Origin of the sequence: Lysobacter sp. S4-A87, from assembly GCF_022637455.1 — a bacterium.
In the GTDB taxonomy this organism is placed as follows: domain Bacteria; phylum Pseudomonadota; class Gammaproteobacteria; order Xanthomonadales; family Xanthomonadaceae; genus Lysobacter_J.
Genome location: NZ_CP093341.1, coordinates 3665635 through 3686353 on the forward strand (window position 1 = coordinate 3665635; position 20719 = coordinate 3686353).

A 20719-nucleotide genomic window follows, 5' to 3' on the forward strand; every position below is an offset into this window, starting at 1 on the left:
GCCGGTGGGACTGTCGATGAGGACTGTGACGAAGTGATCTGGGCCGTGATTCCCGCAGCAGGCCGCGGCTCGCGCTTTGGTGGCGAGACGCCCAAGCAGTACCTCGAAATCGCCGGTCGTCCGTTGATCGCACACGCGCTCGATGCGTTGCTCTCGCACCCGCGGATTGCCGGTGCGATGGTCGCACTGTCGAAGAACGACGCCCTGTGGCCCGGCTGGGCCAACCTGCACGGCAAGCCGGTGCTGCGCTGCGTCGGCGGCGGCGAGCGCGCCGATTCGGTGCTGGCGGCATTGCAGGCACTTCCGGCCGAAGTCGGCGGAGACACGCTGGTGCTGGTGCACGACGCAGCGCGGCCCAACCTGCGCAGTGAAGACCTCGATCGCCTGATCGCATCGGCCAGTGCCCATGCCGACGGCGCCATCCTGGGCGCCCCGGTACGCGACACGCTCAAGCGTGCCGACGCCGCCGCGCGTATCGCCGCCACCGAGCCACGCGAACGGCTGTGGCGTGCGTTCACGCCACAGGCGTTCCGTCGCGACGCCTTGACGGCCGCGCTGGAGCAGGCGAAGGCCGACGGCGTCGTCGTCACCGACGAGGCGATGGCGATGGAGCGCGTTGGCGCGCATCCGGCGCTGGTCGAAGGACGCGAAGACAACCTCAAGGTGACCACGCCGGCGGACCTGGCGTTGGCGCGGTATCTGATTTCCCATCGCGGCTGAGGGCGCAGTTGCCCTCAACCAACCCGTCTGGCGCAAGCGGCAGAGGGGCTCAAAGGCAGAACATCATCCATGAACATCCGCATCGGCCAGGGTTTCGACGTCCACGCTTTCGGCGAAGGCGACCACGTCATGCTGGGCGGCGTTCGAGTGCCGCATGAGCGCGGCATCGTCGCCCACTCCGATGGCGACGTGGTCATCCACGCGCTGTGCGACGCGATGCTCGGCGCACTGGCGCTGGGCGACATCGGCCAGCACTTCCCGCCAAGTGATCCGCAGTGGAAGGGTGCCGACAGCCGCGCCTTCCTGCGCCATTGCCAGGCCCTCATCGGCGAGCGCGGATGGCAGCTGGGCAATGCCGACATCACCGTGATCTGCGAGCGACCCAAGGTCGGTCCGCATGCGGCGGCGATGCGGCAGCTGCTGGCCGGCGACCTGGGACTGGCGGAGGACGCCGTCAGCATCAAGGCCACCACCACCGAGAAGCTCGGCTTCACCGGCCGCGGCGAAGGCATCGCGGCGATGGCGGTCTGCCTGCTGGTGCGCGCGTGAGCGCGCAGGAGCCGGTGCTGGCGCGTGCGCACGGGCCGTCCGTGCTCAGCGCCAACATGCGCACCACGCCCGAGGATTTCCTGGTCGAGGAACTGCCGGGCTTCGAGCCCAGCGGCAGCGGCGAGCACCTGCTGCTGACCATCGAGAAGCGCGGCATGAACACCGCCTTCGCCGCACGTCGCATCGCCGAGTGGGCCGGTGTCGGCGAAGTCGCGATCGGCTATGCCGGCCTCAAGGACCGCAACGCCGTGACCCGGCAACGTTTCAGCGTCCATCTGCCCAAGCGCGTGGCGCCGGACCTGGCGGCGCTCGAGACCGGCGGCGACGACGGCGAGCGTCTGCGCGTGCTCGAACACACCTGGCATGCGCGCAAGCTGCCGCGCGGCGCACTGGCGGGAAACCGGTTCGTGCTGGTGCTGCGTGAAGTGGCCGGTGAGCGCGCGGCGATCGAGTCGCGTCTGCTGGCCATCGCCGAACGTGGCGTGCCCAACTACTTCGGCGAGCAACGCTTCGGTCGCGACGGTGACAACGTCGCCAACGCGCTGGCGATGTTCGGCGGCCGCCGCGTCCGCCGCGAGCAGCGCTCGCTGCTGCTGTCGGCGGCGCGTTCGGAACTGTTCAACCGGGCGCTGGCGATGCGGGTCGCGGCGGGCAACTGGGACCGGGCGCTGGACGGCGAGGTGTGGACGCTCGATGGCAGCCGCAGCGTGTTCGGCCCGGAGCCCTTCAGCGAGGAGCTGGCGCAGCGGCTGGCAGTGTTCGACATCCATCCCAGCGGGCCGTTGTGGGGTCGCGGTGACCTGCGCAGTCAGGGGGCTGCGGCCGAACTCGAACTGTCGGCGCTTGCCGGCGACGACGCCCTGGCGCTGCGCGCCGGCCTGGAGTCGGAAGGCCTCAAGCAGGAGCGCAGGGCGCTGCGCCTGAAACCCGACGATCTGTCCTGGCGTTGGCTCGACGACGATGCTGCCGGCCCGGATGTACTCCAGTTGGCTTTCAGCCTTCCGCAGGGCACGTATGCCACCGTCGTGCTGGCGGAACTGGGTGACGTGCGCGCGCTTGGCCGCAGCGGCTGAACGGGATTTTCCGACCGTTCGTCGGAAAGCATCTGCTGGCACTGGTGCCAGTATTGCGCCGGCGTATAAGCCGAAATCGTACAGGGCATCAAGTCCTGTGCCGTCGTACCCGTCGGGTAGGACGCGTCACGTCATGGAGATGTCGTCATGAACGCATCGTTACGCATGGTCGTGTTGGTCTCGGTGTGCGGTCTGGCGGCCTGCGCCGGCATGGAGAGCAAGAGCACCTACGTGCCTGAGCAGAAGAAGCCGTCGATCATGGACAACGACGAGGCGTACATCGCGTACGTCGAACGCGTTGCCCGTCGCCGTGGAATCGAGGTGGTCTGGGTGAACTCGCCGCGCAAGTCCGAAGCGCAGGTTGCCCAGGAAAGCGGTCAGTAAAATCCCTGCTTGGCGTCCCGGTGGCCGGCTCAGGACGAGCGCAGGCGACGGGGCGCGAGCAGTACCAGCACCGCTCCGGTGCCGCCCTGCGTGGGCGGTGCGGAGTGGAATGCAAGGACGTCCGCGCGCTGCCTGAGCATGCGGTCGACCAGGTTCTTCAGCACCGGCATGCCGCTGCTCGCGATCGAGGCGGCGCCATGCAATCCCTTGCCGTGGATCACCCGCACGCAGCCCACGCCGTGCTGGCGGGCGTCGTGCAGGAACGCCCGCAGCAGCAGCTCGGCCTCGCGAGTGTCGGCACCGTGCAGGTCGAGTTCTTCCTGTATCGAAATCTCGCCCCGCTTGAGTTTCTGCAGAAGGCGCGGTGAGACTTCGTCGCGGCGATAGGAAAGGGCATCGCCGGCATCCAGCAGGCTTTCATCCAGGGCATGGCGGAACTGCTCGCGCGCCTGGGCTTCGTCGCGCTCGGCCATGCGGGCCCGCGGCCGCGGCTTGGGTGCCGCCGGTGGCGGAGCGGTGTCGCGCAGCCGCCGCACCGGACCGATCGCGGCGCGGAACAGCTCGGCGTCGTCGTCGTCGTGCTCTTCAGACATGCCTCAAGTCTAGGCGAAAACCACTGCCGGCCAGGGCGGTGAGGTATCGACGACGCCGGAGCGGGCAGGGTGAGGGCGGGCAATCCCCATCGGCTATCATGGGTGCCGAACGGTCCGGCAAGCGATGCACCAGCCGGCCGGCAACGTCTCAAGCCCACGTTCCAAGGTTCGATCAAGGGAGTTCATGCGAGTTCTGGTCAGCAACGACGACGGCGTCGACGCCCCCGGTATCCGCGTCCTCGCCGAAGGCCTGCGCGCCGCCGGCCATGAGGTGCTGGTGGTCGCCCCCGACCGGGACCGCTCCGGCGCCAGCAATTCGCTCACCCTGGATGCGCCCGTGCGCGTCCAGCGGCTCGACGAGACGACCTGGCGCGTCTATGGCACGCCCACCGACTGCGTGCACGTGGCCATCACCGGCATGCTCGAGGTCGAGCCGGACATCGTCGTGTCGGGCATCAACAACACCGCCAACCTGGGCGACGACGTCATCTATTCCGGCACCGTTGCCGCGGCCATGGAAGGACGGTTCCTCGGCCTGCCGGCGGTGGCGATGTCGCTGCAGACGGTCGACCACACCGGCCGCCATTACGAGACGGCCGCGCGCGCCGCGGTGGAGATCATCGCCCGCCTGCGCGTCGACCCGCTGCCGGCCGACACGATCCTCAACGTCAACGTGCCCGACCTGCCCTGGGACGAGGTCCGCGGCTTCGAAGTCACCCGCCTTGGCAACCGCCATCGCGCCGAGGCCTGCATTCCGCAGCACGATCCGCGCGGTCGCGAGTGGTGGTGGATAGGTGCGGCCGGCCAGGAGCAGGATGCCGGCCCCGGTACCGATTTCCATGCGCTGCGCACCGGCAACATCTCGATCACGCCGATCCATGTCGACCTGACCCGCTACCAGGCGCTGGACCAGGTCGCCAGCTGGGTCGATGGGCTGGCGGTGTCGCTGGATCGGGTCCGCCAGGACACGTTGCCGAAGAGCCCGGAGCACAGCGCATGACGCTGCGCATGCGCCTGCAGCCCGAGGCGATCGGTTCGGGAATGACCTCGCAGCGGGTCCGCGACCGCCTGGTCGAGCGCCTGCGCGAGAACGGCATCCGCGACGAGCGCGTGCTCAACGCGATCCGCACCGTGCCGCGCCACCTGTTCGTCGACGAGGCGCTGGCCACGCGCGCCTACGAGGACACGGCGCTGCCGATCGGCCACGGCCAGACCATCTCGCAGCCGTGGGTGGTGGCGAAGATGACCGAAGCCGTGCTCGAGGCCGAGCCGAAGAAGGTGCTCGAGATCGGCACGGGCTCCGGCTACCAGGCCGCCGTGCTCGCCGCGCTGGGCCTGGAAGTCCACACGGTGGAGCGCATCGGCGAACTGCTGCGCACCGCGCGCAAGCGTTTCCGCCAGCTCGGCATGAACATCCGCAGCAAGCACGACGACGGCCGCATCGGCTGGGCCGAGAACGGCCCGTTCGATTCGATCATCGTCACCGCGGCAGCACCGGCGCTGGTCGAATCCTTGACCGCGCAGCTGGCGCCGGGCGGCACGCTGATCGCGCCGGTCGGCGCGGCATCGTCGCAATCGCTGCTGAAGCTGCACAAGGACGCCGAAGGCGTCGTCACCCAACACACGCTGGCTCCGGTCGTTTTCGTGCCGCTGCTGTCAGGGATGATCGATTGAACACCGCAGGGACCGACACCGCAGTGACATTCTGGAAGGACTGGCGTTGAAGATTTTTGGACCGCTTTACGAGCGCACCATCAGCTGGGCGCGTCATCGCCATGCCCCCGCCTTGCTGACCGGCCTGAGTTTTGCCGAGGCAGTGGTGTTCCCGGTGCCGCCGGAAGTGATGCTGGCGCCGATGTGCCTGGCCGATCGCCGGCGTGCGTTCTGGTTTGCCACGCTGAGCCTGGCCGGTTCGATGGTCGGCGCACTGCTGGGCTACGCGCTCGGCCACTTCGCCTACGAGCTGGTCAAGCCGCTGCTGACGTCGCTGGGCTGGATCGATCGCATCGACGCCCAGGTCACGCAGCTGCGCGAGATTGCCGCGAACTCGCCGTGGAAGGCGTTCTGGTTGCTGGTTCTGGCCGGGTTCACGCCGATTCCGCTGAAGATATTCACCTGGGCGTCGGGCATCGTCGGTGTACCGGTTCTGCCGTTCATGGCCAGCATGTTCATCGGTCGCGGCAAGCGCGTGTACCTGATTGCCCTGGCGATCCGCCTGGGCGGCGAGCGCGCGGAAGCGGCGCTGCGCCGATACATCGAGCCGATCGGCTGGGCCGCATCGGTCCTGTTGCTGGCGGCGGTGGCATGGCTGGTCTGGAAGGCACAATTCGCAGGATGAGCGCACGTACGACACGAGCACGAATGTCCACCGCATCGCGCCATCTCATGGTGGCGGCGCTGGTCGTGGCCGCGCTGGCCGGCTGCGCCAGCACCAAGGTGACCCGGACGCCCGAAGGCGGCACGACCACGGTCAAGGCGTCGGTACCCAGGTACGGCAAGACCGTGGTGGTGCAACGCGGCGACACGATGTACCGCGTGGCCTCCAGCAATGGGATCCGTGCGGTCGACCTGGCGGCATGGAATGGCATTCCGGCGCCTTACACCATCTACCCGGGCCAGCGCCTGCGCCTGTATCCGCCCGGCGCCTCGGGCAGTTCGGGCTCCAGCTCGGGCAGCACTTCAGGCCGCACTTCAGGCAGCACTGCCGCGACGCGGCCGGTGCCGACGACCCGGCCGCCTGCCGGCACGTCGCGCCCGCCAACCACCACGGCACCGCCCAGCCCGCCGCAGTCGGCGCCGGTCGCCAGCGGTTTCAACTGGCGCTGGCCTGCCGATGGCGAGCTGATCGGTCGATACGTCGCGGGCGAGCCGACCAAGCAGGGCATCGACATTGCCGGCAGCAGCGGCGCACCGGTGCGCGCGGCCGCCGATGGTGTGGTGGTGTATTCCGGTTCGGGCCTGGTCGGCTATGGCGAGCTGATCATCATCAAGCACAACGAACAGTGGCTGTCGGCCTATGGCCACAACCGCAATCGCCTGGTCAACGAAGGTCAGCTGGTCAAGGCCGGGCAGCAGATTGCCGAGATGGGTCGCAGCGGCGCACCGCGCGAGATGCTGCACTTCGAGGTGCGTTACAACGGCAAGCCGGTTGATCCGCTGCTGTATCTGCCGAAGAAGTGACGTCGTCCCGGCGAACGCCGGGACCCAGGCCATTACTCAACCAGCCGCTACTCAACCAGCCGCGTCACGTCATCCCCGCGAAGGCGGGGATCCATGGACGTTGCTCTCGTGAGGGCCGCCCGTCAGGCGGTGAACACGAAGGCCGCAACCACGCGCCGGCCTTCGCCGGCCAGCACATTGAACGTGCGCGCGGCGGCGGCATTGGTCATGGTCTCCAGGCCGACGCCGCGGCCGAGGCATGCCGCCATCACGGCGGCGGTCGGGAACACCTGGGTCGCGCCGCTGCCGAGCAGGATCACTTCCGGATCCAGCGCCAGCACCGGTTCGAGGTCCTGTGGCGTGATGGCCTTGACCTCGCGCACCTGCCAGTCTTCGATCAGCTGGTCGGGCGAGAGGACGAAACTGGTGTGCAGGCGTCGATCATTGACCAGCGCCGAGGTGCCGTCGGCGGCACGCAGGTAGAACGCCTGGTCGGGATGTTCGAGGTTGAGCTGCATCGGCGAAAGACGTTCGGACGGCAGGTCTCAAGACCGCGGCAGCACGATCTGGCGACGGTCCTGGCTGGGCTTGTACAGGATCGCGGTATGGCCGATGCGCTGGACCAGGGCCGCTTCGGTGCGAAGGGCGATGTCGTCGATCATGGCGTCGCGGGCTTCGCGGTCCTCGGCGGCCACCTTGATCTTGATCAGCTCATGGTGTTCCAGGGCCAGGGCGACTTCGGCGATGAGCGACTCGGTCACGCCCTTGCCTCCGACCTGCAGCATGGCCTTCAGGTCATGGGCCTGGCCGCGCAGGAAACGGGTCTGGGCGGCGGTCAGGACGGTCTGCATTGGGGCACGGGGAGCATGGGGGTGGGTTGCGCAGGGTATCATGACCACCCCCACGGGCCCCACGGCCCAATCACGCCGGCCCCCCACGCCCGATGGCGACTCGCAGCAAATCCAGCCAGCGCTGGCTCAAGGAACACTTTTCCGACCCCTTCGTTAAGAAGGCCAAGGCGGAAGGGCTGCGTTCGCGCGCCGCTTACAAGCTCGAGGAGCTCGTCGAGCGTGACCGGTTGCTGAAGCCCGGAATGGTCGTGGTCGACCTCGGCGCCGCCCCCGGGGGCTGGTCGCAGTGGCTGCGGCAGGAGCTCGACCGCCTCGATCAGGCCCGGCCGGGCCGGGTGATCGCCCTGGACATCCTCGAGATGCCCTCGCTGGCCGGGGTCGAGTTCCTCCTGGGCGATTTCCGCGAGGAAGAGGTCCTGGCGCGGCTGGTGGCCTCGCTCGAGGGCCAGCGCGTGGACCTTGTCCTGTCGGATATGGCCCCCAATAAGAGCGGTGTGGATGCGGTCGACATGCCGCGGGCGATGTACCTGTCCGAATTGGCGATGGATTTCGCCGACCAGCACCTGCGTACCGGCGGCAACTTCCTGATCAAGCTGTTCCAGGGGGTGGGTTTCGACGAGTACGTCAAGGAACTGCGGCGACGCTATGACAAGGTCGTCATCCGCAAGCCGGAGGCGTCGCGCAAGCGCTCGCCCGAGGTGTACGCGCTGGCACAGGGCAAGCGCGCGGTTATGAAGTAATGTGCGACAACCCCGAGATGTACAGGCGCCACGGCGCCGCCCCCGCTGCAACAACGCCATGAGGGCGACAGGTAGGAATTGATGAACGACTTGGCCAAGAATCTGCTGCTCTGGGTAATCGTCGCCGTCGTGCTGATGGTGGTGTTCCAGGCGTTCGGACCGCGCGCGGCAGGCAGCGAAACGCTCGCCTACGACCAGTTCGTCCAGCAGGTGCAGCAGGACCGGGTGAAGGAGGTCAAGATCGGCGACGATCGGACCACCATCAACGGCGAGCGCAAGGACGGCAGCAAGTTCGTCACCTACAGCCCCGGCGACGAATACCTCATCAACGACCTGATCTCGCACAAGGTCGCCATCGACCAGGCGCCGCCGCAGAGCGGGCCGTCGCTGCTCTACATCATCATCAACGTCCTGCCCTGGCTGCTGTTCATCGGCATCTGGGTGTACTTCATGCGGCAGATGCAGCAGGGCGGCAGCAAGGGCGCGATGAGCTTCGGCCGTTCGCGCGCCAAGCTGCAGGGCGAGGACCAGGTCAAGGTGACCCTGGCCGACGTCGCCGGCTGCGATGAAGCCAAGGAAGAAGTCGGCGAACTCGTCGAGTTCCTGCGCGACCCGTCCAAGTTCCAGAAGCTCGGCGGCAAGATCCCGCGCGGCGTGCTGATGGTCGGTCCGCCCGGCACCGGCAAGACCCTGCTGGCCCGCGCCATCGCCGGCGAGGCCAAGGTGCCGTTCTTCAGCATTTCCGGTTCCGACTTCGTCGAGATGTTCGTCGGCGTCGGCGCCAGCCGCGTGCGCGACATGTTCGAGCAGGCCAAGAAGCACGCGCCGTGCATCATCTTCATCGACGAAATCGACGCCGTCGGTCGCCATCGCGGCGCCGGCCTGGGCGGTGGTCATGACGAGCGCGAGCAGACCCTGAACCAGTTGCTGGTCGAGATGGACGGCTTCGAGGGTGGCGAGGGCGTGATCGTGATCGCCGCGACCAACCGTCCCGACGTGCTCGACCCGGCGCTGCTGCGCCCGGGCCGTTTCGATCGCCAGGTCGTGGTCGGCCTGCCGGACGTGAAGGGCCGCGAGCAGATCCTGCGCGTGCACATGCGCAAGCTGCCGCTGCACGACGACGTCGAGCCGATGACGATTGCCCGTGGCACCCCCGGTTTCTCCGGCGCCGACCTGGCCAACCTCTGCAACGAGGCGGCCCTGTTCGCGGCGCGCGAGAACGCCAAGGACGTGCGCATGGAGCACTTCGACAAGGCGCGCGACAAGATCCTGATGGGCGCCGAGCGCCGCTCGATGGCGATGAGCGAGGACGAGAAGAAGCTGACCGCCTACCACGAGGCCGGCCACGCGATCGTCGGCCGCATGGTTCCGGAGCACGATCCGGTCTACAAGGTCACGATCATTCCGCGCGGTCGCGCGCTGGGCGTGACGATGTACCTGCCGGAAGGCGACAAGTACAGCTACAACCGCACCGCGATCGAGTCGCAGTTGTGCTCGCTGTACGGCGGCCGCGTCGCCGAGGAGCTGATCTTCGGTGTCGACAAGGTCACGACAGGTGCGTCCAACGACATCGAGCGTGCGACCAAGATGGCGCGCAACATGGTCACCAAGTGGGGTCTGTCCGAGCTGGGGCCGATCACGTTTGGCGAGGAAGAGGACGAGGTGTTCCTTGGCCGGTCGGTGACGCAGCACAAGAACGTCTCCAACGAGACTGCGCGCAAGATCGACGAGGTCGTGCGCGACATCCTCGACCGGGCCTACGGTCGCACCACGGAAATCCTCAAGGACAACCTCGACAAGCTGCACGCGATGGCCGATGCGCTGCTGCTGTACGAGACCATCGACGCGCACCAGATCGACGACATCATGGCCGGCCGTGTGCCGGGCCCGCCGGCGGACTGGTCCAAGTCGGGCAAGACGTCGAAGGACGATGGCGAGCGTCCGGGTGCGATTGGCGGGCCTGCGGCGCAGACCTGATCCAGTTGGATTGAGACACGAAAAGGCCGGGGATTCCCCGGCCTTTTCTTTTGACCCACTCGTAGCCCGGGTAAGCGCAGCCCGTAGCCGGGGTAAGCGCAGCTCGTAGCCCGGGTAAGCGCAGCGCACCCGGGGATGACAGCCTGGGAACAAAGGGGGCCGGGCGACCGCTTCCTCGCAGCGATGCCAACAGCTAACCTGCCTTGGCATCAATCCAGGACGCCCGCGCATGTTCGACACCACACTCACCCTCGACTGCAACGGCCGCCCGCTGGTGCTCGATCGCCCGCGCGTGATGGGCATCGTCAACGTCACCCCGGACTCGTTCTCCGATGGTGGCGCGCACGACACGCTCGAAGCAGCGGTCGCGCACGGCCTGAAGCTGGCGGAGGAGGGGGCCGACATCCTCGACATCGGCGGCGAATCCACGCGCCCGGGTTCCGATGAGGTCAGCCTCGAGGAAGAACTGCGCCGCACCATCCCGGTGATCGAGCGCCTGGCCCGCGAGACCACGCTGCCGATCAGCATCGACACCTCCAAGCCGGACGTGATGCGCGCCGCCATCCAGGCCGGTGCCGGCATGATCAACGACGTCTACGCACTGCGTCGCGAAGGCGCCCTCGATGCCGCAGCGAGCCTGCGCGTGCCTGTGGTGCTGATGCACATGCAGGGCGAACCGCGTTCGATGCAACAGTCGCCGCAATACGACGACGTCGTTGCCGAAGTGCATCGCTTCCTCGCCGAGCGCATCTTCGCCGCCGAGATGGCTGGCATCTCGAAGAAGAACATCGTCGTCGACCCGGGGTTCGGATTCGGCAAGGACACGCAACACAACCTGACGTTGCTCGCGCAACTCGAACGCTTCGCCGAACTCGGCGCGCCGGTGCTCGCCGGACTCTCCCGCAAGAAGACCATCGGCGAGATCACCGGACGCGCCGATCCGCGCGATCGCATGCACGGTTCGGTGGCTGCGCACCTCATTGCCGCGCAGCGTGGCGCGAAGCTGCTGCGCGTGCACGATGTCGCCGCGACCGTGGATGCGCTGAAAGTGTGGAACGCCCTGTCGGCGCAGAAGCTGCCAAGAGCGAAAGCCACGCCACAGATGCCGAAGTGGCCCGACGACGAGTAAACGCGCGCCGCCCGCAAGTCAACGCTCTTCGCTGGTCAATTCTTCGCCAACCCTCTTGCGTGCCTTGTGCCGCAAGGCGCGCAGCATTCGCTCCACACCACTGTCCGCAGGCTTGTCCACAGGCGTTGTGGATAGAAGCATGCGTGCTGCGGAGCGACTTTCGCAGATGCCGAATCGGCGCGGCAAGTCAACCTTTTTCGCTGGTCAATTTTTCGCCACACCTCTTGCATTGCTTGTGCAGCAAGGCGTGCAGCGTTGTCTCCACACAACTGTCCGCAGGTTTGTCCACAGGGTTTGTGGATAGAGTGCGTGACCGGGCGGGAAGGGCTTGCGCCCTGACGGATTCGCCGGGTGGTGCCCGTGCCCTGGAACCTCTCCTGCACATTCCCGCGCACATGCCCAATCCGTGTGCGAAGTCAACGGATTTCGCTGGCCAATTATTCGCCATCATGACGCAGGCCCCGTCGCAGCAGCCTGTCCGCCATCTGCACACATCACTGTCCGCAGGCTTGTCCACAGGGCTTGTGGACAGCGCGACCGGGCTGGCGAAAATTTCGACAATCACCCGGGAACTGTTGCGGGTAAAGGCGTGGAACACGTTATCAACAGCCTTGCCCCAGTGCTTGCCCACAGGAGCTGTGGAGGGCGGTGCCGATGCTGCGTTGCGCCACGGTTGTGGCGGTGACCGTTCCGCCGGGCCGATGCCTGTGCGAGGCTACGCCTCCGCTCCAGCCGTGCCTGCCTGCCGCCCATGCCCGTTGATTCACGCCCGATCGCGATTGCCCTGATGGGTCCGACCGCTTCGGGCAAGACCGCGCTTGCGCTGGAATGGGCCGAGCGCCACGGCGGCGAGATCGTCAGCGTAGATTCCGCCCTGGTCTATCGCCGGCTCGACATCGGCGCGGCCAAGCCTGGCGCCGACGAACTGGCCCGGGTCCCTCATCACCTGGTCGATCTGCGTGAACCCTGGCAGCCGTACTCGGCGGCCGAGTTCGCCGTGGATGCGCGGCGCTCGCTGGACGATATCGTCGCCCGGGGGCGGTTGCCGATCCTCGCCGGTGGCACCGGCCTGTACTTCCATGCGCTGCTGCAGGGGCTGTCGCCGATGCCGGAGGCCGACCCGGCCACGCGCGCGCAACTGGAGGCCGAGGCCGGCGAACGCGGGTGGGCGGCAATGCACGCCGATCTGGCCGCGATCGACCCGGACGCCGCGGCCCGCATCCACGCCACCGATGCCCAGCGCATCCAGCGGGCGCTGGAGGTCTACCGGTTGTCCGGCCGCAGCATCAGCGATTGGCGGCGCGACCGCACCCAGGTGCCGCGCCTGCCGCTGCGGGTGCTCAAGCTGGTGCTGGCGCCACAGGACCGCGCGCTGCTGCATGCACGCATCGAGCGGCGCTTCGACCAGATGCTGGCCGATGGCTTCCTCGACGAGGTCAGGGGCCTGCGCGCATTGCCGGAACTGGCCGCGCAGCCACGGCCCCTGGAGTTGCCGGCCCTGCGCGCGGTCGGCTACCGCCAGGCCTGGGAGCACCTGGACGGCGCCAGTTCGGCGGCGCGGATGCGCGAGCTGGGTGTGTTCGCCACCCGCCAGCTGGCCAAGCGCCAGCTGACCTGGTTGCGCGGCGAGCTCGACGCGCAGTGGTTCGACCCGCAACTGCAGCGGCCCGCGCTGGAGCGGGCCAGGGCAATGTTCATCGAGAGCCCGGCAGGGGTTTGACCTACCGGGAAAGGGTGCAACCGGTGCAGTGCGCCCGGGGGGTTTGCGCTACCATCAGTTCCGGTCGCCGCTGTGGGGACAGGTTCCGGCGACTGCGGCCGGCTTCGCCACGCCGCCCTTATAACTAGAACGAGTTGGGGAACAACACCATGTCCAAGGGACAATCTTTGCAGGATCCTTTCCTGAATGCGCTGCGCCGCGAACGCGTGCCGGTTTCGGTTTACCTGGTCAACGGCATCAAGCTGCAGGGCACCATCGAGTCGTTCGACCAGTTCGTGGTCCTGTTGCGCAACACCGTGAGCCAGATGGTCTACAAGCACGCGATCTCCACCGTCGTGCCGGCGCGCAATGTCCGCGTCGGGCCGGGCGGCGGCTACGTGCAGTCCTCCGAGGGCGATGGCGAAGGCCACGCCGACGAGACCGAATAAGCCGGATGCGGGGCTTCCGCCCCGATCGGCCGGTCACCTCCAGTCCGGATCCCCTGCCATGTCGGCGGGGATTCGAGGCCATCGTCGGGTGGAGGCCTTGTTTGGCGGGCTTCGCAGACCCATCTTGTGATCCTGTCCCCCGCTCAGGCATGACCCCGCTTGTTTGAAAGATCCCGCAAAGGCGAACACGCACTATTGATCCAGCCCCATGCCGGCGGTCCGCCGGACGAAGGCCTGCTGGAGGAGTTCGCCGACCTGGCCCGCTCGGCCGGTGCCACGGTGGCGGCGGTGCTGACCGCGCGCATCGACCGTCCGAACGCGGCGATGCTGATCGGCAGCGGCAAGCTGGAAGAGGTCAAGGCCGCGGCCGAAGCCACCGGCGCCGACCTGATCCTGATCAACCATCCGCTCTCGCCCGGCCAGGAGCGCAACCTCGAACGCGAACTCAAGCGCCGTGTGGTCGATCGTACCGGCCTGATCCTCGACATCTTTGCCCAGCGTGCGCACAGCCACGACGGCAAGTTGCAGGTCGAGCTGGCGCAGCTCAAGCACATGGCGACCCGGCTGGTTCGCGGCTGGACCCACCTGGAGCGCCAGCGCGGTGGCTCGATCGGCCTGCGCGGCCCGGGTGAAACCCAGCTGGAAACCGACCGCCGCCTGCTGCAGAAGCGCCTGGAGCAGCTGCAGAAACGCCTGGAAAAGGTCGAGGTGCAGCGCACCCAGATGCGCCGTGCGCGCATGCGCAGCGAGATGCCGCGCGTGGCCCTGGTGGGTTACACCAACGCCGGCAAGTCGACCTTGTTCAATGCCATGACCGGTGCGGAGGCCTATGCCGCCGACCAGTTGTTCGCCACGCTCGATCCGACGGTGCGTCGCATCGAGTTGTCGGGCGGGAACGTGGTGCTGGCCGATACCGTCGGCTTCGTCCGCGACCTGCCGCACGAACTGGTGGCCGCGTTCCGCTCGACGTTGTCGGAAGCGCGCGAGGCCGACTTGCTGATACACGTGGTCGACGCCGCCGACCCGCTGCGCGACGAGCGCATCGCCCAGGTCGATGCGGTCCTCAAGGACATCGGCGCAGGCGACCTGCCGCAGCTGCTGGTGTTCAACAAGATCGACAAACTCGGCGATGGCGACGAGCCGGTGCAGCCGCGCCTGGATCGCCCGGCCGAAGGGCGCATGCGGGTGTGGCTGTCGGCGCGCGACGGTCGCGGCCTGGAGCTGCTGCGTGAAGGCCTGGCCGAAGCGCTGGAGCTGCGCCACGTCAGCGGCGAGCTGCGCCTGCCGCCACAGGCGGCGCGCCTGCGTGCACGCCTGCACGAGCTGGGCGCGGTCCGCGGTGAGGATCACGACGAACACGGCTGGGTGATCAACGTCGACCTGGCCCTGGCCGACGCCCAGCGTCTGTTCGTCCAGGCACACGGCGAGGTGCTCCGGCCCCTTTTGCCGCCCGAAGAAGGCGATGATGCCGCCTGAGCGGGCCATCGCCTTGCTTGAGCCCCATCGCACCCCCACCTAGAATCGACCCACGCCCGCATTGCTGAACGCGGTTGCGGACGTATCCCCTTCTTGGAGCAGGCATGGCCTGGAACACACCTGGCAGTGACAATTCCGGCGGTTCGAATGGTCGAACCCCGCGGCGCAGACCCAATGGCCGCGGCCTGGATGCCTTGCTCGACCCCCTGCGTGGCCTCTTCGGCGGTGGCGCGGGCGGTGGCAACAACATCCTGCGCTGGGTCGCGATCGTCATCGGCCTGTGGCTGGTGTTCAACTGCTTCGTGCTGGTGACCGAGCAGGAGCGCGGCGTGGTGCTGCGCTTCGGCCAGTTCTCGCGCGTGCTGCAGCCGGGCCCGCACTTCAAGGCGCCGTGGCCGATCGAGCGCGTGACCAAGGTCAACGCCACCCAGAGCAACGCCTACAGCGACACCGTGCCGGTGTTCACCCGTGACGCCAACATGGTGAACGTGGAGATCAACGTGCAGTACCGCATCGGCGATCCGCAGCTGTACCTGTTCGGTTCGCGCGATGCCGATCGCGTGCTCAAGGAAGCCGCGCAGAGTGCGGTGCGCGAGCAGGTCGGCCGTTCCGATCTCGATGTCGTGCTCAACGCGCGTTCGGAGCTGACCGTGGTCGTGAGACAGCGCCTGCAGGCTTCGTTGCAGGACTACCGCACCGGCCTGGTCGTGACCGAACTGAACCTGCCCAACGCCCGTCCGCCGGACGAGGTCAAGGACGCGTTCGACGAAGTCCAGCGCGCCGCCGCCGACAAGACCACCGCGATCAACCAGGCCCAGGCCTACGCCAAGCAGGTCGTGCCGGAAGCGCGCGGTGAAGCGTCGCGCGTGCGCACCGCTGCCGAGGGTTACAAGACGTCCTCGGTTGCACGTGCCGAAGGTGACGCCAACCGCTTCTCGCTGCTGGTCGACCAGTACAAGGCAGCGCCGGACGTCACCCGCAAGCGTCTGTGGCTGGATACGCTGCAGGACGTGCTGAGCGACAACCGAAAGATCATCGGCGGCGACTCGCGCCAGCTGATCTACGTGCCGATGCCCGACAAGCGCAGCGGTCCGGCCGCGACGGGTGCGCCGTTGCTGACGCCCGACCTGCTGCCCCCGTCCATTACCACCGAGCCCGCCGACGGCGGTCGCGGTGCACGACCGACCCGGCCGACCGGTCGCGATGAGGTGACGCGATGAGATTCTCCCTCTGGATCGCCGCCGTGGTGGCCGCGCTGTTCGCGCTGCTCGGTTCGATGTTCGTGGTCACCGAAGGCCGCACCGCGATCGTGCTAAACCTCGGTCGGGTGGTTCGTACCGACATCGGTCCGGGCCTGCACTTCAAGTGGCCCCTGGTCGAGACCGCGCGCGTGTTCGATCGTCGCCTGCAGGTGCTCGATGCCGAGCCCGAGCGCTACCTGACCGCCGACAAGCAGAACGTCAGCGTCGACTTCTTTGCCCTGGGCCGCATCGAGAACTCGCGTGCGTTCTATCGCGCCACCGGCGGCGACGAGGTCACCGCGGTCGAGCGCCTGGCGCCGATCATCAAGGATTCGCTGCGCAACGAGATCAATGCGCGCACGTTGCAGCAGGTTGTCTCCGGCGATCGCACGTCGGTGATCGGCAAGCAGTTGGACGCGATCAACTCGGGCGCGGCGACGCTGGGCGTGAAGATCGTCGACATCCGCATCAAGCGCATCGAGCTGCCGCAGGACAGCAACGTGGTCGGTTCGGTTTACAACCAGATGCGCAGCCAGCGTCTGCAGGTGGCCAGCCAGCTGCGCGCCGAGGGCGTCGAGCAGGCCCAGGCGATCCGCGCCCAGGCCGATCGCGAGAAGCTGGTGATCGTGGCCGAGGCCGAGCGTGATGCGCAGAAGCTGCGCGGCGAGGGCGATGCCGAGGCGACGCGACTGTACGCGCAGGCGGCCAACAAGGATCCGTCCTTCTATGCGTTCCAGCGCAGCCTGGAGGCGTACCGGAAGGCGTTCGCCGACGGTGAGGGCGTGATCGTGCTCGACCGCGACGATCCGTTCCTGCAGTACCTCAAGTCGGACCGCTGATCGGGCGCGCCTGAACCATGCTGCTGGAGCTGTTGTCGGCGGTTTGCCTGGTGGCGGTGCTGGAGGGGTTGTTCCTCTTCGTCGCTCCGCGCGGCTGGAAGCGTGCCGCCGAGCAATTGCACGCGCTGCCGGACCGTCACCTTAGGGTGGTCGGGGCGGTGGTGGTGGGGCTGGGGCTGCTGTCCTTGTGGCTGGTGCGGCTGTAGTTCTTCCGCCGCGTTAGAGCGTCGGCTACGGACGGGCGCCGTCCGCCGGGCCGGGGATTGCTCCGTCCCTTGGTCGGACATCCTGTCCGAATGCGGGGCGCGGGACATCCATGTCCCGCTGCGGATCAATCCCCGGCCCGGCGGACGACGCTCGGCGTTTCCTCGCACCGTCTTCGTCCTGAGCCTTGAGCCCCTCTGCCGCGTGCCGGAGCTGGGTTGGGGTGAGGGCAGGGCGACGTCCACCCTTCTGAATCTGTCCAATCCCGCTTCCGGGGTGGCCCCCGCCCCCCAAAACCCGGATAATGCACAAAAGCCGGACGGGGCCCCTGCGCCCCTCCGGCTTTCTTGCTGTTTGCGGGGTCTCCGCAGCAGCCCGGCCCTGGGCCGGTTCCCAATGCAACGGAGTCAGGAGCTTCAAAATGGGTCAGTCAGTCGTCGTTCTCGGTGCCCAATGGGGCGATGAAGGCAAGGGCAAGATCGTCGATCTGCTCACCAAGGAGATCGGCGCCGTCGTGCGCTTCCAGGGTGGCCACAATGCCGGCCATACGCTCGTCATCGGCGGCAAGAAGACCGTCCTGCACCTGATTCCGTCCGGCATCCTGCGCCCCGATGCGCTGTGCCTGATCGGCAACGGCGTGGTGCTGTCCCCGGCCGCGCTGCAGAAGGAAATCGGCGAGCTCGAAAGCAATGGCGTGGAAGTGCGTTCGCGCCTGAAGATCAGCCCGGCCACGCCGCTGATCATGCCGTACCACATCGCCCTGGATCAGGCCCGCGAGAAGGCCGCCGGCGGCAAGGCCATCGGCACCACCGGTCGCGGTATCGGTCCGGCCTATGAGGACAAGGTGGCGCGTCGCGGCATCCGCATCGCCGACCTGCATTATCCGCAGCAGCTCGCCGAGAAACTGCGCAGCACCATGGACTACCACAACTTCGTCCTGACCAAGTACCTGGGCGTGGACGCGGTCGACTTCCAGCAGACGCTCGACGAGGCGCTGGCCTTCGGTGAGTACGTCGAGCCGATGAAGTCCGACGTCGCCGGCATCCTTCACGAGCTGCGCAAGCAGGGCAAGCGCGTGCTGTTCGAAGGCGCGCAGGGTTCGCTGCTCGACATCGACCACGGCACCTATCCGTACGTGACGTCGTCCAACACCACGGTGGGCGGCGCGTATGCCGGTACCGGCGTCGGTGCGGATGCCATCGACTACGTGCTCGGCATCGCCAAGGCCTACGCCACGCGCGTGGGCGGTGGTCCGTTCCCGACCGAGCTGGACGACGACGTCGGCCAGGGCCTGCGTGACCGCGGCCAGGAATACGGTGCGACCACCGGCCGTCCGCGTCGCTGCGGCTGGATGGACATCGTCGCGCTGCGTCGCGCGGTTGCCGTCAACGGCATCACCGGTCTGTGCATCACCAAGCTCGACGTGCTCGACGGCATGGAGAAGCTGAAGATCTGCATCGCCTATGAGTACCGTGGCAAGCGCACCGAGTACGCGCCGCTCGATGCGGCCGGCTGGGAAGAGTGCACGCCGGTGTACCTGGAGTTCCCGGGCTGGGAAGAGAACACCCACAACGTCACCGAGTGGGACAAGCTGCCGGCTGCCGCGCGCGCTTACCTGCGTGCGCTGGAAGAACTGGCCGGTTGTCCGCTGGCGATCGTTTCGACCGGTCCGGACCGCGACGCCAACATCGTGCTGCAGGATCCGTTCGCCTGATCCGGTTGCCGATGTGAAAAAGAGCCCCGCGAATGCGGGGCTTTTTTTTGGCGATGTCATTTGCCTGTCGGCAAGGCGATGGCATCGCGCAGGTCGAACATCGGACCTTGAGGCACATTGGTTATGCCGGTCGATGGTCGGTCCAGGTCGATGACCAGTGTCACCGCCAACGTCAGCAGCACGAACATCACCGTGGTGGCCTTGCGTTGCGTGCCGCGCTCGTAGCCGACCATGGCGGCGGCCAGCAAGGCGAAGAGGGTCAGGAAGCGGAGGATCCTGGGCGGTACGTGCGCCTGCCGGGTCGCAAAGCGCTCGGCGGAGAGGTCGATCGAATCGTTGGTCGTGGTCACCAGCAACGCCGCGCGCGGGGAATCGCGGAACGGGGCGATCACCTTCATCAGTTCATTCCAGTACTGCGTCTGCAGCGCCTCGGTCACCTGGTACTGCTTCGATTCTTCCTCCGCTGTCTTCGCCAGCCCGAATGCGATGCGCGCATCGACATAGTGGCGCAGGAGTGCTGCCATCCGGTCGCGATCGGGCTGGTCCAGCAATTGCAGGCGCAGCCAGGTCGTGCCGATGGCGTTGGCTTCCTGGACCACCAGTTCGCGCCTGGACTCGTAGCGCGACAGCGCGATGGAGAAGGTGAAACCGATCAGCAGGGCGAGCAGGCCCAGCACCGATGTCATCGCGAAGGTGTCGCTGTCCGCGTCCTGCGGTGAGGTGCGACGGTCGCTGAAGTACTTGCCGATCTCGCGCGCGAGCACCAGCCCGATGAAGAACGCGATCGATATCACCCACAGCGGCAGGCGCGTGAACGTCAGCGGTTCCATTACAGGTCCCCTGGTGGATGGCGGAAGCTGTCAGTGCTTGGGAAACAGCAGCGTGAACACGAACCGCAGGCCCCATTCGGCGCCGCTGTCAGGCGCTTCGATGTAGTAGCGGACCCCACCCTGGTAGCTGACCAGTTGCCGGCCGATCTTGCTGACCTTGCTGTAGCCGAAGTTGATCGGCACGGTCCATTGCTCGCTCTTCCAGTCGTAGGTCGACTCCAGGTTGACCGTGGCGGTCCGTCCCTGGCCCAGTCCCTTCGACACGAAGGGCTGCAGGAAGGTGTTGCTGATGTCGGCACGGTCGTCGTCGCCGGCGAACGACCAGACGTGATTGACCAGTGCGCCATAGGTCCATCCCGAATGCGTCTGCTTGAGCACGACTGCGGTCGGTCCCGCGCCCCATTTCTCGGCGCCGAGCAGGTCGTCGCTGGCCGTGGGCAGGTAGAGCACCGGGCCGATGCCCCATATCCAGCCGGAGCTGGTCGGCGCCTTCGGCGAGAAGAAGAAGCTCTGCAACACGTCGCCGGTGCCGAACTGACTGCCAGCGCCGGGGACGACGTCCTCCTGATAGACGATCGGAATGATCGTGCGCGAGATCAGGTTCCAGTCCTCGCTGATCGAAATCGGGATCACCGGCTGGACGTTGAGGTAGGCCTTGCTGCCGTCGTCGTCCGGACCCAGGCCGTCGTCCCAGTTCAACTGCAGCGGCACGCTGATCAGGCTGGCGACAGGATTGGACAGCTGTTTGGCCAGCTCATCCGCGTCCTGCGCATGCGCTGCCGTGCCCAGCGATGAAAGAAACAGCGCGAGGCAGATTGCCATCCGGACCGCTCTCATCATCGCTCCCCCAGCTGCCAAGGTTGTGCCAGTGACGAGATCCTACGTTCGGTGATTGGGCTTTGCGCTCACAAAAGAATCACGCCGGCAAACTTCTCAACTGCATCGCCGGTTCACACGCGGAAATTTCGTTCACGTTCCTGATTGGCGAGTAGCGCGGCTGCTAGTCGTGCAGATGTGAAGACGCGATGATTCGCGCGTTGTTTTCACGCTATTTGCACGTGCGCCGATCAACCTTAAGCAACTGTTCATCGA

At 67.1% G+C, this 20719-nt stretch carries 23 protein-coding genes; 18 read left to right on the forward strand and 5 right to left on the reverse strand.

Annotated features, from left to right (window positions below):
* Positions 1-33 precede the first annotated feature (33 nt).
* The 4 genes from ispD (at position 34) to MNR01_RS16600 (ending at position 2726) form a co-directional block, all read left to right on the forward strand.
* Positions 34-720: a 2-C-methyl-D-erythritol 4-phosphate cytidylyltransferase gene (gene ispD / locus MNR01_RS16585; RefSeq protein WP_241918815.1), complete on the forward strand. Its 687-nt coding sequence runs from the start codon at positions 34-36 to the stop codon at positions 718-720.
* 69 nt (positions 721-789) lie between these two features.
* Complete coding sequence (ispF, locus tag MNR01_RS16590) at positions 790-1269, forward strand: 2-C-methyl-D-erythritol 2,4-cyclodiphosphate synthase (protein ID WP_241918816.1); 480 nt, start codon at positions 790-792, stop codon at positions 1267-1269.
* Positions 1266-2342: a tRNA pseudouridine(13) synthase TruD gene (gene truD / locus MNR01_RS16595; protein ID WP_256451851.1), complete on the forward strand. Its 1077-nt coding sequence runs from the start codon at positions 1266-1268 to the stop codon at positions 2340-2342. The genes ispF and truD overlap by 4 nt, the downstream gene beginning before the upstream one ends.
* A 147-nt stretch (positions 2343-2489) precedes the next feature.
* Entirely contained in the window at positions 2490-2726 is a 237-nt protein-coding gene (locus tag MNR01_RS16600) for a hypothetical protein (protein ID WP_241918817.1), read from the forward strand.
* 29 nt (positions 2727-2755) lie between these two features.
* Here MNR01_RS16600 and MNR01_RS16605 read toward each other — a convergent pair whose 3' ends face one another.
* Positions 2756-3319 (reverse strand): Smr/MutS family protein, encoded by a 564-nt coding sequence (locus MNR01_RS16605; protein WP_241918818.1) that lies wholly within the window; start codon positions 3317-3319, stop codon positions 2756-2758.
* Positions 3320-3503: 184 nt separating this feature from the next.
* On the opposite strand from MNR01_RS16605, the gene surE reads away from it, so the two are divergent.
* From surE to MNR01_RS16625, 4 genes are read left to right on the forward strand one after another with little or no spacing between them, the layout of a single operon-like run.
* On the forward strand, positions 3504-4319 hold the full coding sequence (surE, locus tag MNR01_RS16610) for a 5'/3'-nucleotidase SurE (RefSeq protein WP_241918819.1): 816 nt from the start codon (positions 3504-3506) through the stop codon (positions 4317-4319).
* The gene (locus tag MNR01_RS16615) at positions 4316-4993 is read left to right on the forward strand and encodes a protein-L-isoaspartate(D-aspartate) O-methyltransferase (RefSeq protein ID WP_241918820.1); all 678 of its coding nucleotides are present in this window, start codon (positions 4316-4318) and stop codon (positions 4991-4993) included. The genes surE and MNR01_RS16615 overlap by 4 nt, the downstream gene beginning before the upstream one ends.
* A 46-nt stretch (positions 4994-5039) precedes the next feature.
* The gene (locus MNR01_RS16620; RefSeq protein ID WP_241918821.1) at positions 5040-5657 is read left to right on the forward strand and encodes a YqaA family protein; all 618 of its coding nucleotides are present in this window, start codon (positions 5040-5042) and stop codon (positions 5655-5657) included.
* Positions 5624-6499: a peptidoglycan DD-metalloendopeptidase family protein gene (locus tag MNR01_RS16625; protein ID WP_241918822.1), complete on the forward strand. Its 876-nt coding sequence runs from the start codon at positions 5624-5626 to the stop codon at positions 6497-6499. Before MNR01_RS16620 ends, MNR01_RS16625 begins: the two co-directional genes overlap by 34 nt.
* Before the next feature lie 122 nt (positions 6500-6621).
* Here the strand turns inward: MNR01_RS16625 and MNR01_RS16630 are convergent, their stop codons facing one another.
* Complete coding sequence (locus MNR01_RS16630; protein ID WP_241918823.1) at positions 6622-6996, reverse strand: Mth938-like domain-containing protein; 375 nt, start codon at positions 6994-6996, stop codon at positions 6622-6624.
* A gap of 27 nt (positions 6997-7023) precedes the next feature.
* Positions 7024-7329, reverse strand: coding sequence for a ribosome assembly RNA-binding protein YhbY (yhbY, locus tag MNR01_RS16635; protein ID WP_241918824.1), 306 nt, complete (start codon positions 7327-7329; stop codon positions 7024-7026).
* Between the two features lie 92 nt (positions 7330-7421).
* Here yhbY and rlmE point away from each other — a divergent pair, with 92 nt between their 5' ends.
* The 10 genes from rlmE to MNR01_RS16685 all read left to right on the forward strand — a co-directional run bounded on the left by rlmE (position 7422) and on the right by MNR01_RS16685 (position 18797).
* Positions 7422-8069: a 23S rRNA (uridine(2552)-2'-O)-methyltransferase RlmE gene (gene rlmE / locus MNR01_RS16640; protein WP_241918825.1), complete on the forward strand. Its 648-nt coding sequence runs from the start codon at positions 7422-7424 to the stop codon at positions 8067-8069.
* 81 nt (positions 8070-8150) lie between these two features.
* Positions 8151-10046 carry an ATP-dependent zinc metalloprotease FtsH gene (ftsH, locus tag MNR01_RS16645; RefSeq protein WP_241918826.1) on the forward strand — a complete coding sequence of 632 codons (1896 nt, stop codon included), beginning with the start codon at positions 8151-8153 and terminating at the stop codon, positions 10044-10046.
* Between the two features lie 229 nt (positions 10047-10275).
* Positions 10276-11175, forward strand: coding sequence for a dihydropteroate synthase (gene folP, locus MNR01_RS16650; RefSeq protein ID WP_241918827.1), 900 nt, complete (start codon positions 10276-10278; stop codon positions 11173-11175).
* 751 nt (positions 11176-11926) lie between these two features.
* A complete protein-coding gene (gene miaA, locus MNR01_RS16655) occupies positions 11927-12895 on the forward strand; it encodes a tRNA (adenosine(37)-N6)-dimethylallyltransferase MiaA (RefSeq protein ID WP_241918828.1) in 969 nt (322 codons plus the stop codon).
* 149 nt (positions 12896-13044) lie between these two features.
* Positions 13045-13323: an RNA chaperone Hfq gene (gene hfq, locus MNR01_RS16660; RefSeq protein ID WP_241918829.1), complete on the forward strand. Its 279-nt coding sequence runs from the start codon at positions 13045-13047 to the stop codon at positions 13321-13323.
* Between the two features lie 159 nt (positions 13324-13482).
* A complete protein-coding gene (hflX, locus tag MNR01_RS16665; protein ID WP_241918830.1) occupies positions 13483-14799 on the forward strand; it encodes a ribosome rescue GTPase HflX in 1317 nt (438 codons plus the stop codon).
* Between the two features lie 104 nt (positions 14800-14903).
* Positions 14904-16019: an FtsH protease activity modulator HflK gene (gene hflK, locus MNR01_RS16670; protein ID WP_241918831.1), complete on the forward strand. Its 1116-nt coding sequence runs from the start codon at positions 14904-14906 to the stop codon at positions 16017-16019.
* Complete coding sequence (hflC, locus tag MNR01_RS16675) at positions 16016-16879, forward strand: protease modulator HflC (protein ID WP_241918832.1); 864 nt, start codon at positions 16016-16018, stop codon at positions 16877-16879. The genes hflK and hflC overlap by 4 nt, the downstream gene beginning before the upstream one ends.
* Before the next feature lie 17 nt (positions 16880-16896).
* Positions 16897-17085, forward strand: a complete 189-nt coding sequence (locus MNR01_RS16680; RefSeq protein ID WP_158731711.1) for a DUF2065 family protein — start codon at positions 16897-16899, stop codon at positions 17083-17085.
* A 419-nt stretch (positions 17086-17504) separates the two neighbouring features.
* The gene (locus MNR01_RS16685) at positions 17505-18797 is read left to right on the forward strand and encodes an adenylosuccinate synthase (protein WP_241918833.1); all 1293 of its coding nucleotides are present in this window, start codon (positions 17505-17507) and stop codon (positions 18795-18797) included.
* A 56-nt stretch (positions 18798-18853) separates the two neighbouring features.
* Here the strand turns inward: MNR01_RS16685 and MNR01_RS16690 are convergent, their stop codons facing one another.
* Both MNR01_RS16690 and MNR01_RS16695 read right to left on the reverse strand, forming a co-directional pair.
* Positions 18854-19627 carry a hypothetical protein gene (locus MNR01_RS16690; RefSeq protein WP_241918834.1) on the reverse strand — a complete coding sequence of 258 codons (774 nt, stop codon included), beginning with the start codon at positions 19625-19627 and terminating at the stop codon, positions 18854-18856.
* A gap of 30 nt (positions 19628-19657) precedes the next feature.
* Complete coding sequence (locus MNR01_RS16695; protein WP_241918835.1) at positions 19658-20449, reverse strand: transporter; 792 nt, start codon at positions 20447-20449, stop codon at positions 19658-19660.
* Positions 20450-20719 lie beyond the last annotated feature (270 nt).

Coding starts and splice junctions, on each gene's coding strand:
- rlmE (WP_241918825.1), top strand. CDS start 7,422: ATGGCGACTCGCAGCAAATCCAGCCAGCGCTGGCTCAAGGAACACTTT.
- MNR01_RS16690 (WP_241918834.1), bottom strand. CDS start 19,627: ATGGAACCGCTGACGTTCACGCGCCTGCCGCTGTGGGTGATATCGATC.
- ispF (WP_241918816.1), top strand. CDS start 790: ATGAACATCCGCATCGGCCAGGGTTTCGACGTCCACGCTTTCGGCGAA.
- MNR01_RS16615 (WP_241918820.1), top strand. CDS start 4,316: ATGACGCTGCGCATGCGCCTGCAGCCCGAGGCGATCGGTTCGGGAATG.
- MNR01_RS16600 (WP_241918817.1), top strand. CDS start 2,490: ATGAACGCATCGTTACGCATGGTCGTGTTGGTCTCGGTGTGCGGTCTG.
- hflK (WP_241918831.1), top strand. CDS start 14,904: ATGGCCTGGAACACACCTGGCAGTGACAATTCCGGCGGTTCGAATGGT.
- MNR01_RS16630 (WP_241918823.1), bottom strand. CDS start 6,996: ATGCAGCTCAACCTCGAACATCCCGACCAGGCGTTCTACCTGCGTGCC.
- hflC (WP_241918832.1), top strand. CDS start 16,016: ATGAGATTCTCCCTCTGGATCGCCGCCGTGGTGGCCGCGCTGTTCGCG.
- MNR01_RS16680 (WP_158731711.1), top strand. CDS start 16,897: ATGCTGCTGGAGCTGTTGTCGGCGGTTTGCCTGGTGGCGGTGCTGGAG.
- MNR01_RS16605 (WP_241918818.1), bottom strand. CDS start 3,319: ATGTCTGAAGAGCACGACGACGACGACGCCGAGCTGTTCCGCGCCGCG.
- miaA (WP_241918828.1), top strand. CDS start 11,927: ATGCCCGTTGATTCACGCCCGATCGCGATTGCCCTGATGGGTCCGACC.
- MNR01_RS16625 (WP_241918822.1), top strand. CDS start 5,624: ATGGCTGGTCTGGAAGGCACAATTCGCAGGATGAGCGCACGTACGACA.
- ftsH (WP_241918826.1), top strand. CDS start 8,151: ATGAACGACTTGGCCAAGAATCTGCTGCTCTGGGTAATCGTCGCCGTC.
- MNR01_RS16695 (WP_241918835.1), bottom strand. CDS start 20,449: ATGGCAATCTGCCTCGCGCTGTTTCTTTCATCGCTGGGCACGGCAGCG.
- MNR01_RS16685 (WP_241918833.1), top strand. CDS start 17,505: ATGGGTCAGTCAGTCGTCGTTCTCGGTGCCCAATGGGGCGATGAAGGC.
- hfq (WP_241918829.1), top strand. CDS start 13,045: ATGTCCAAGGGACAATCTTTGCAGGATCCTTTCCTGAATGCGCTGCGC.
- folP (WP_241918827.1), top strand. CDS start 10,276: ATGTTCGACACCACACTCACCCTCGACTGCAACGGCCGCCCGCTGGTG.
- surE (WP_241918819.1), top strand. CDS start 3,504: ATGCGAGTTCTGGTCAGCAACGACGACGGCGTCGACGCCCCCGGTATC.
- yhbY (WP_241918824.1), bottom strand. CDS start 7,329: ATGCAGACCGTCCTGACCGCCGCCCAGACCCGTTTCCTGCGCGGCCAG.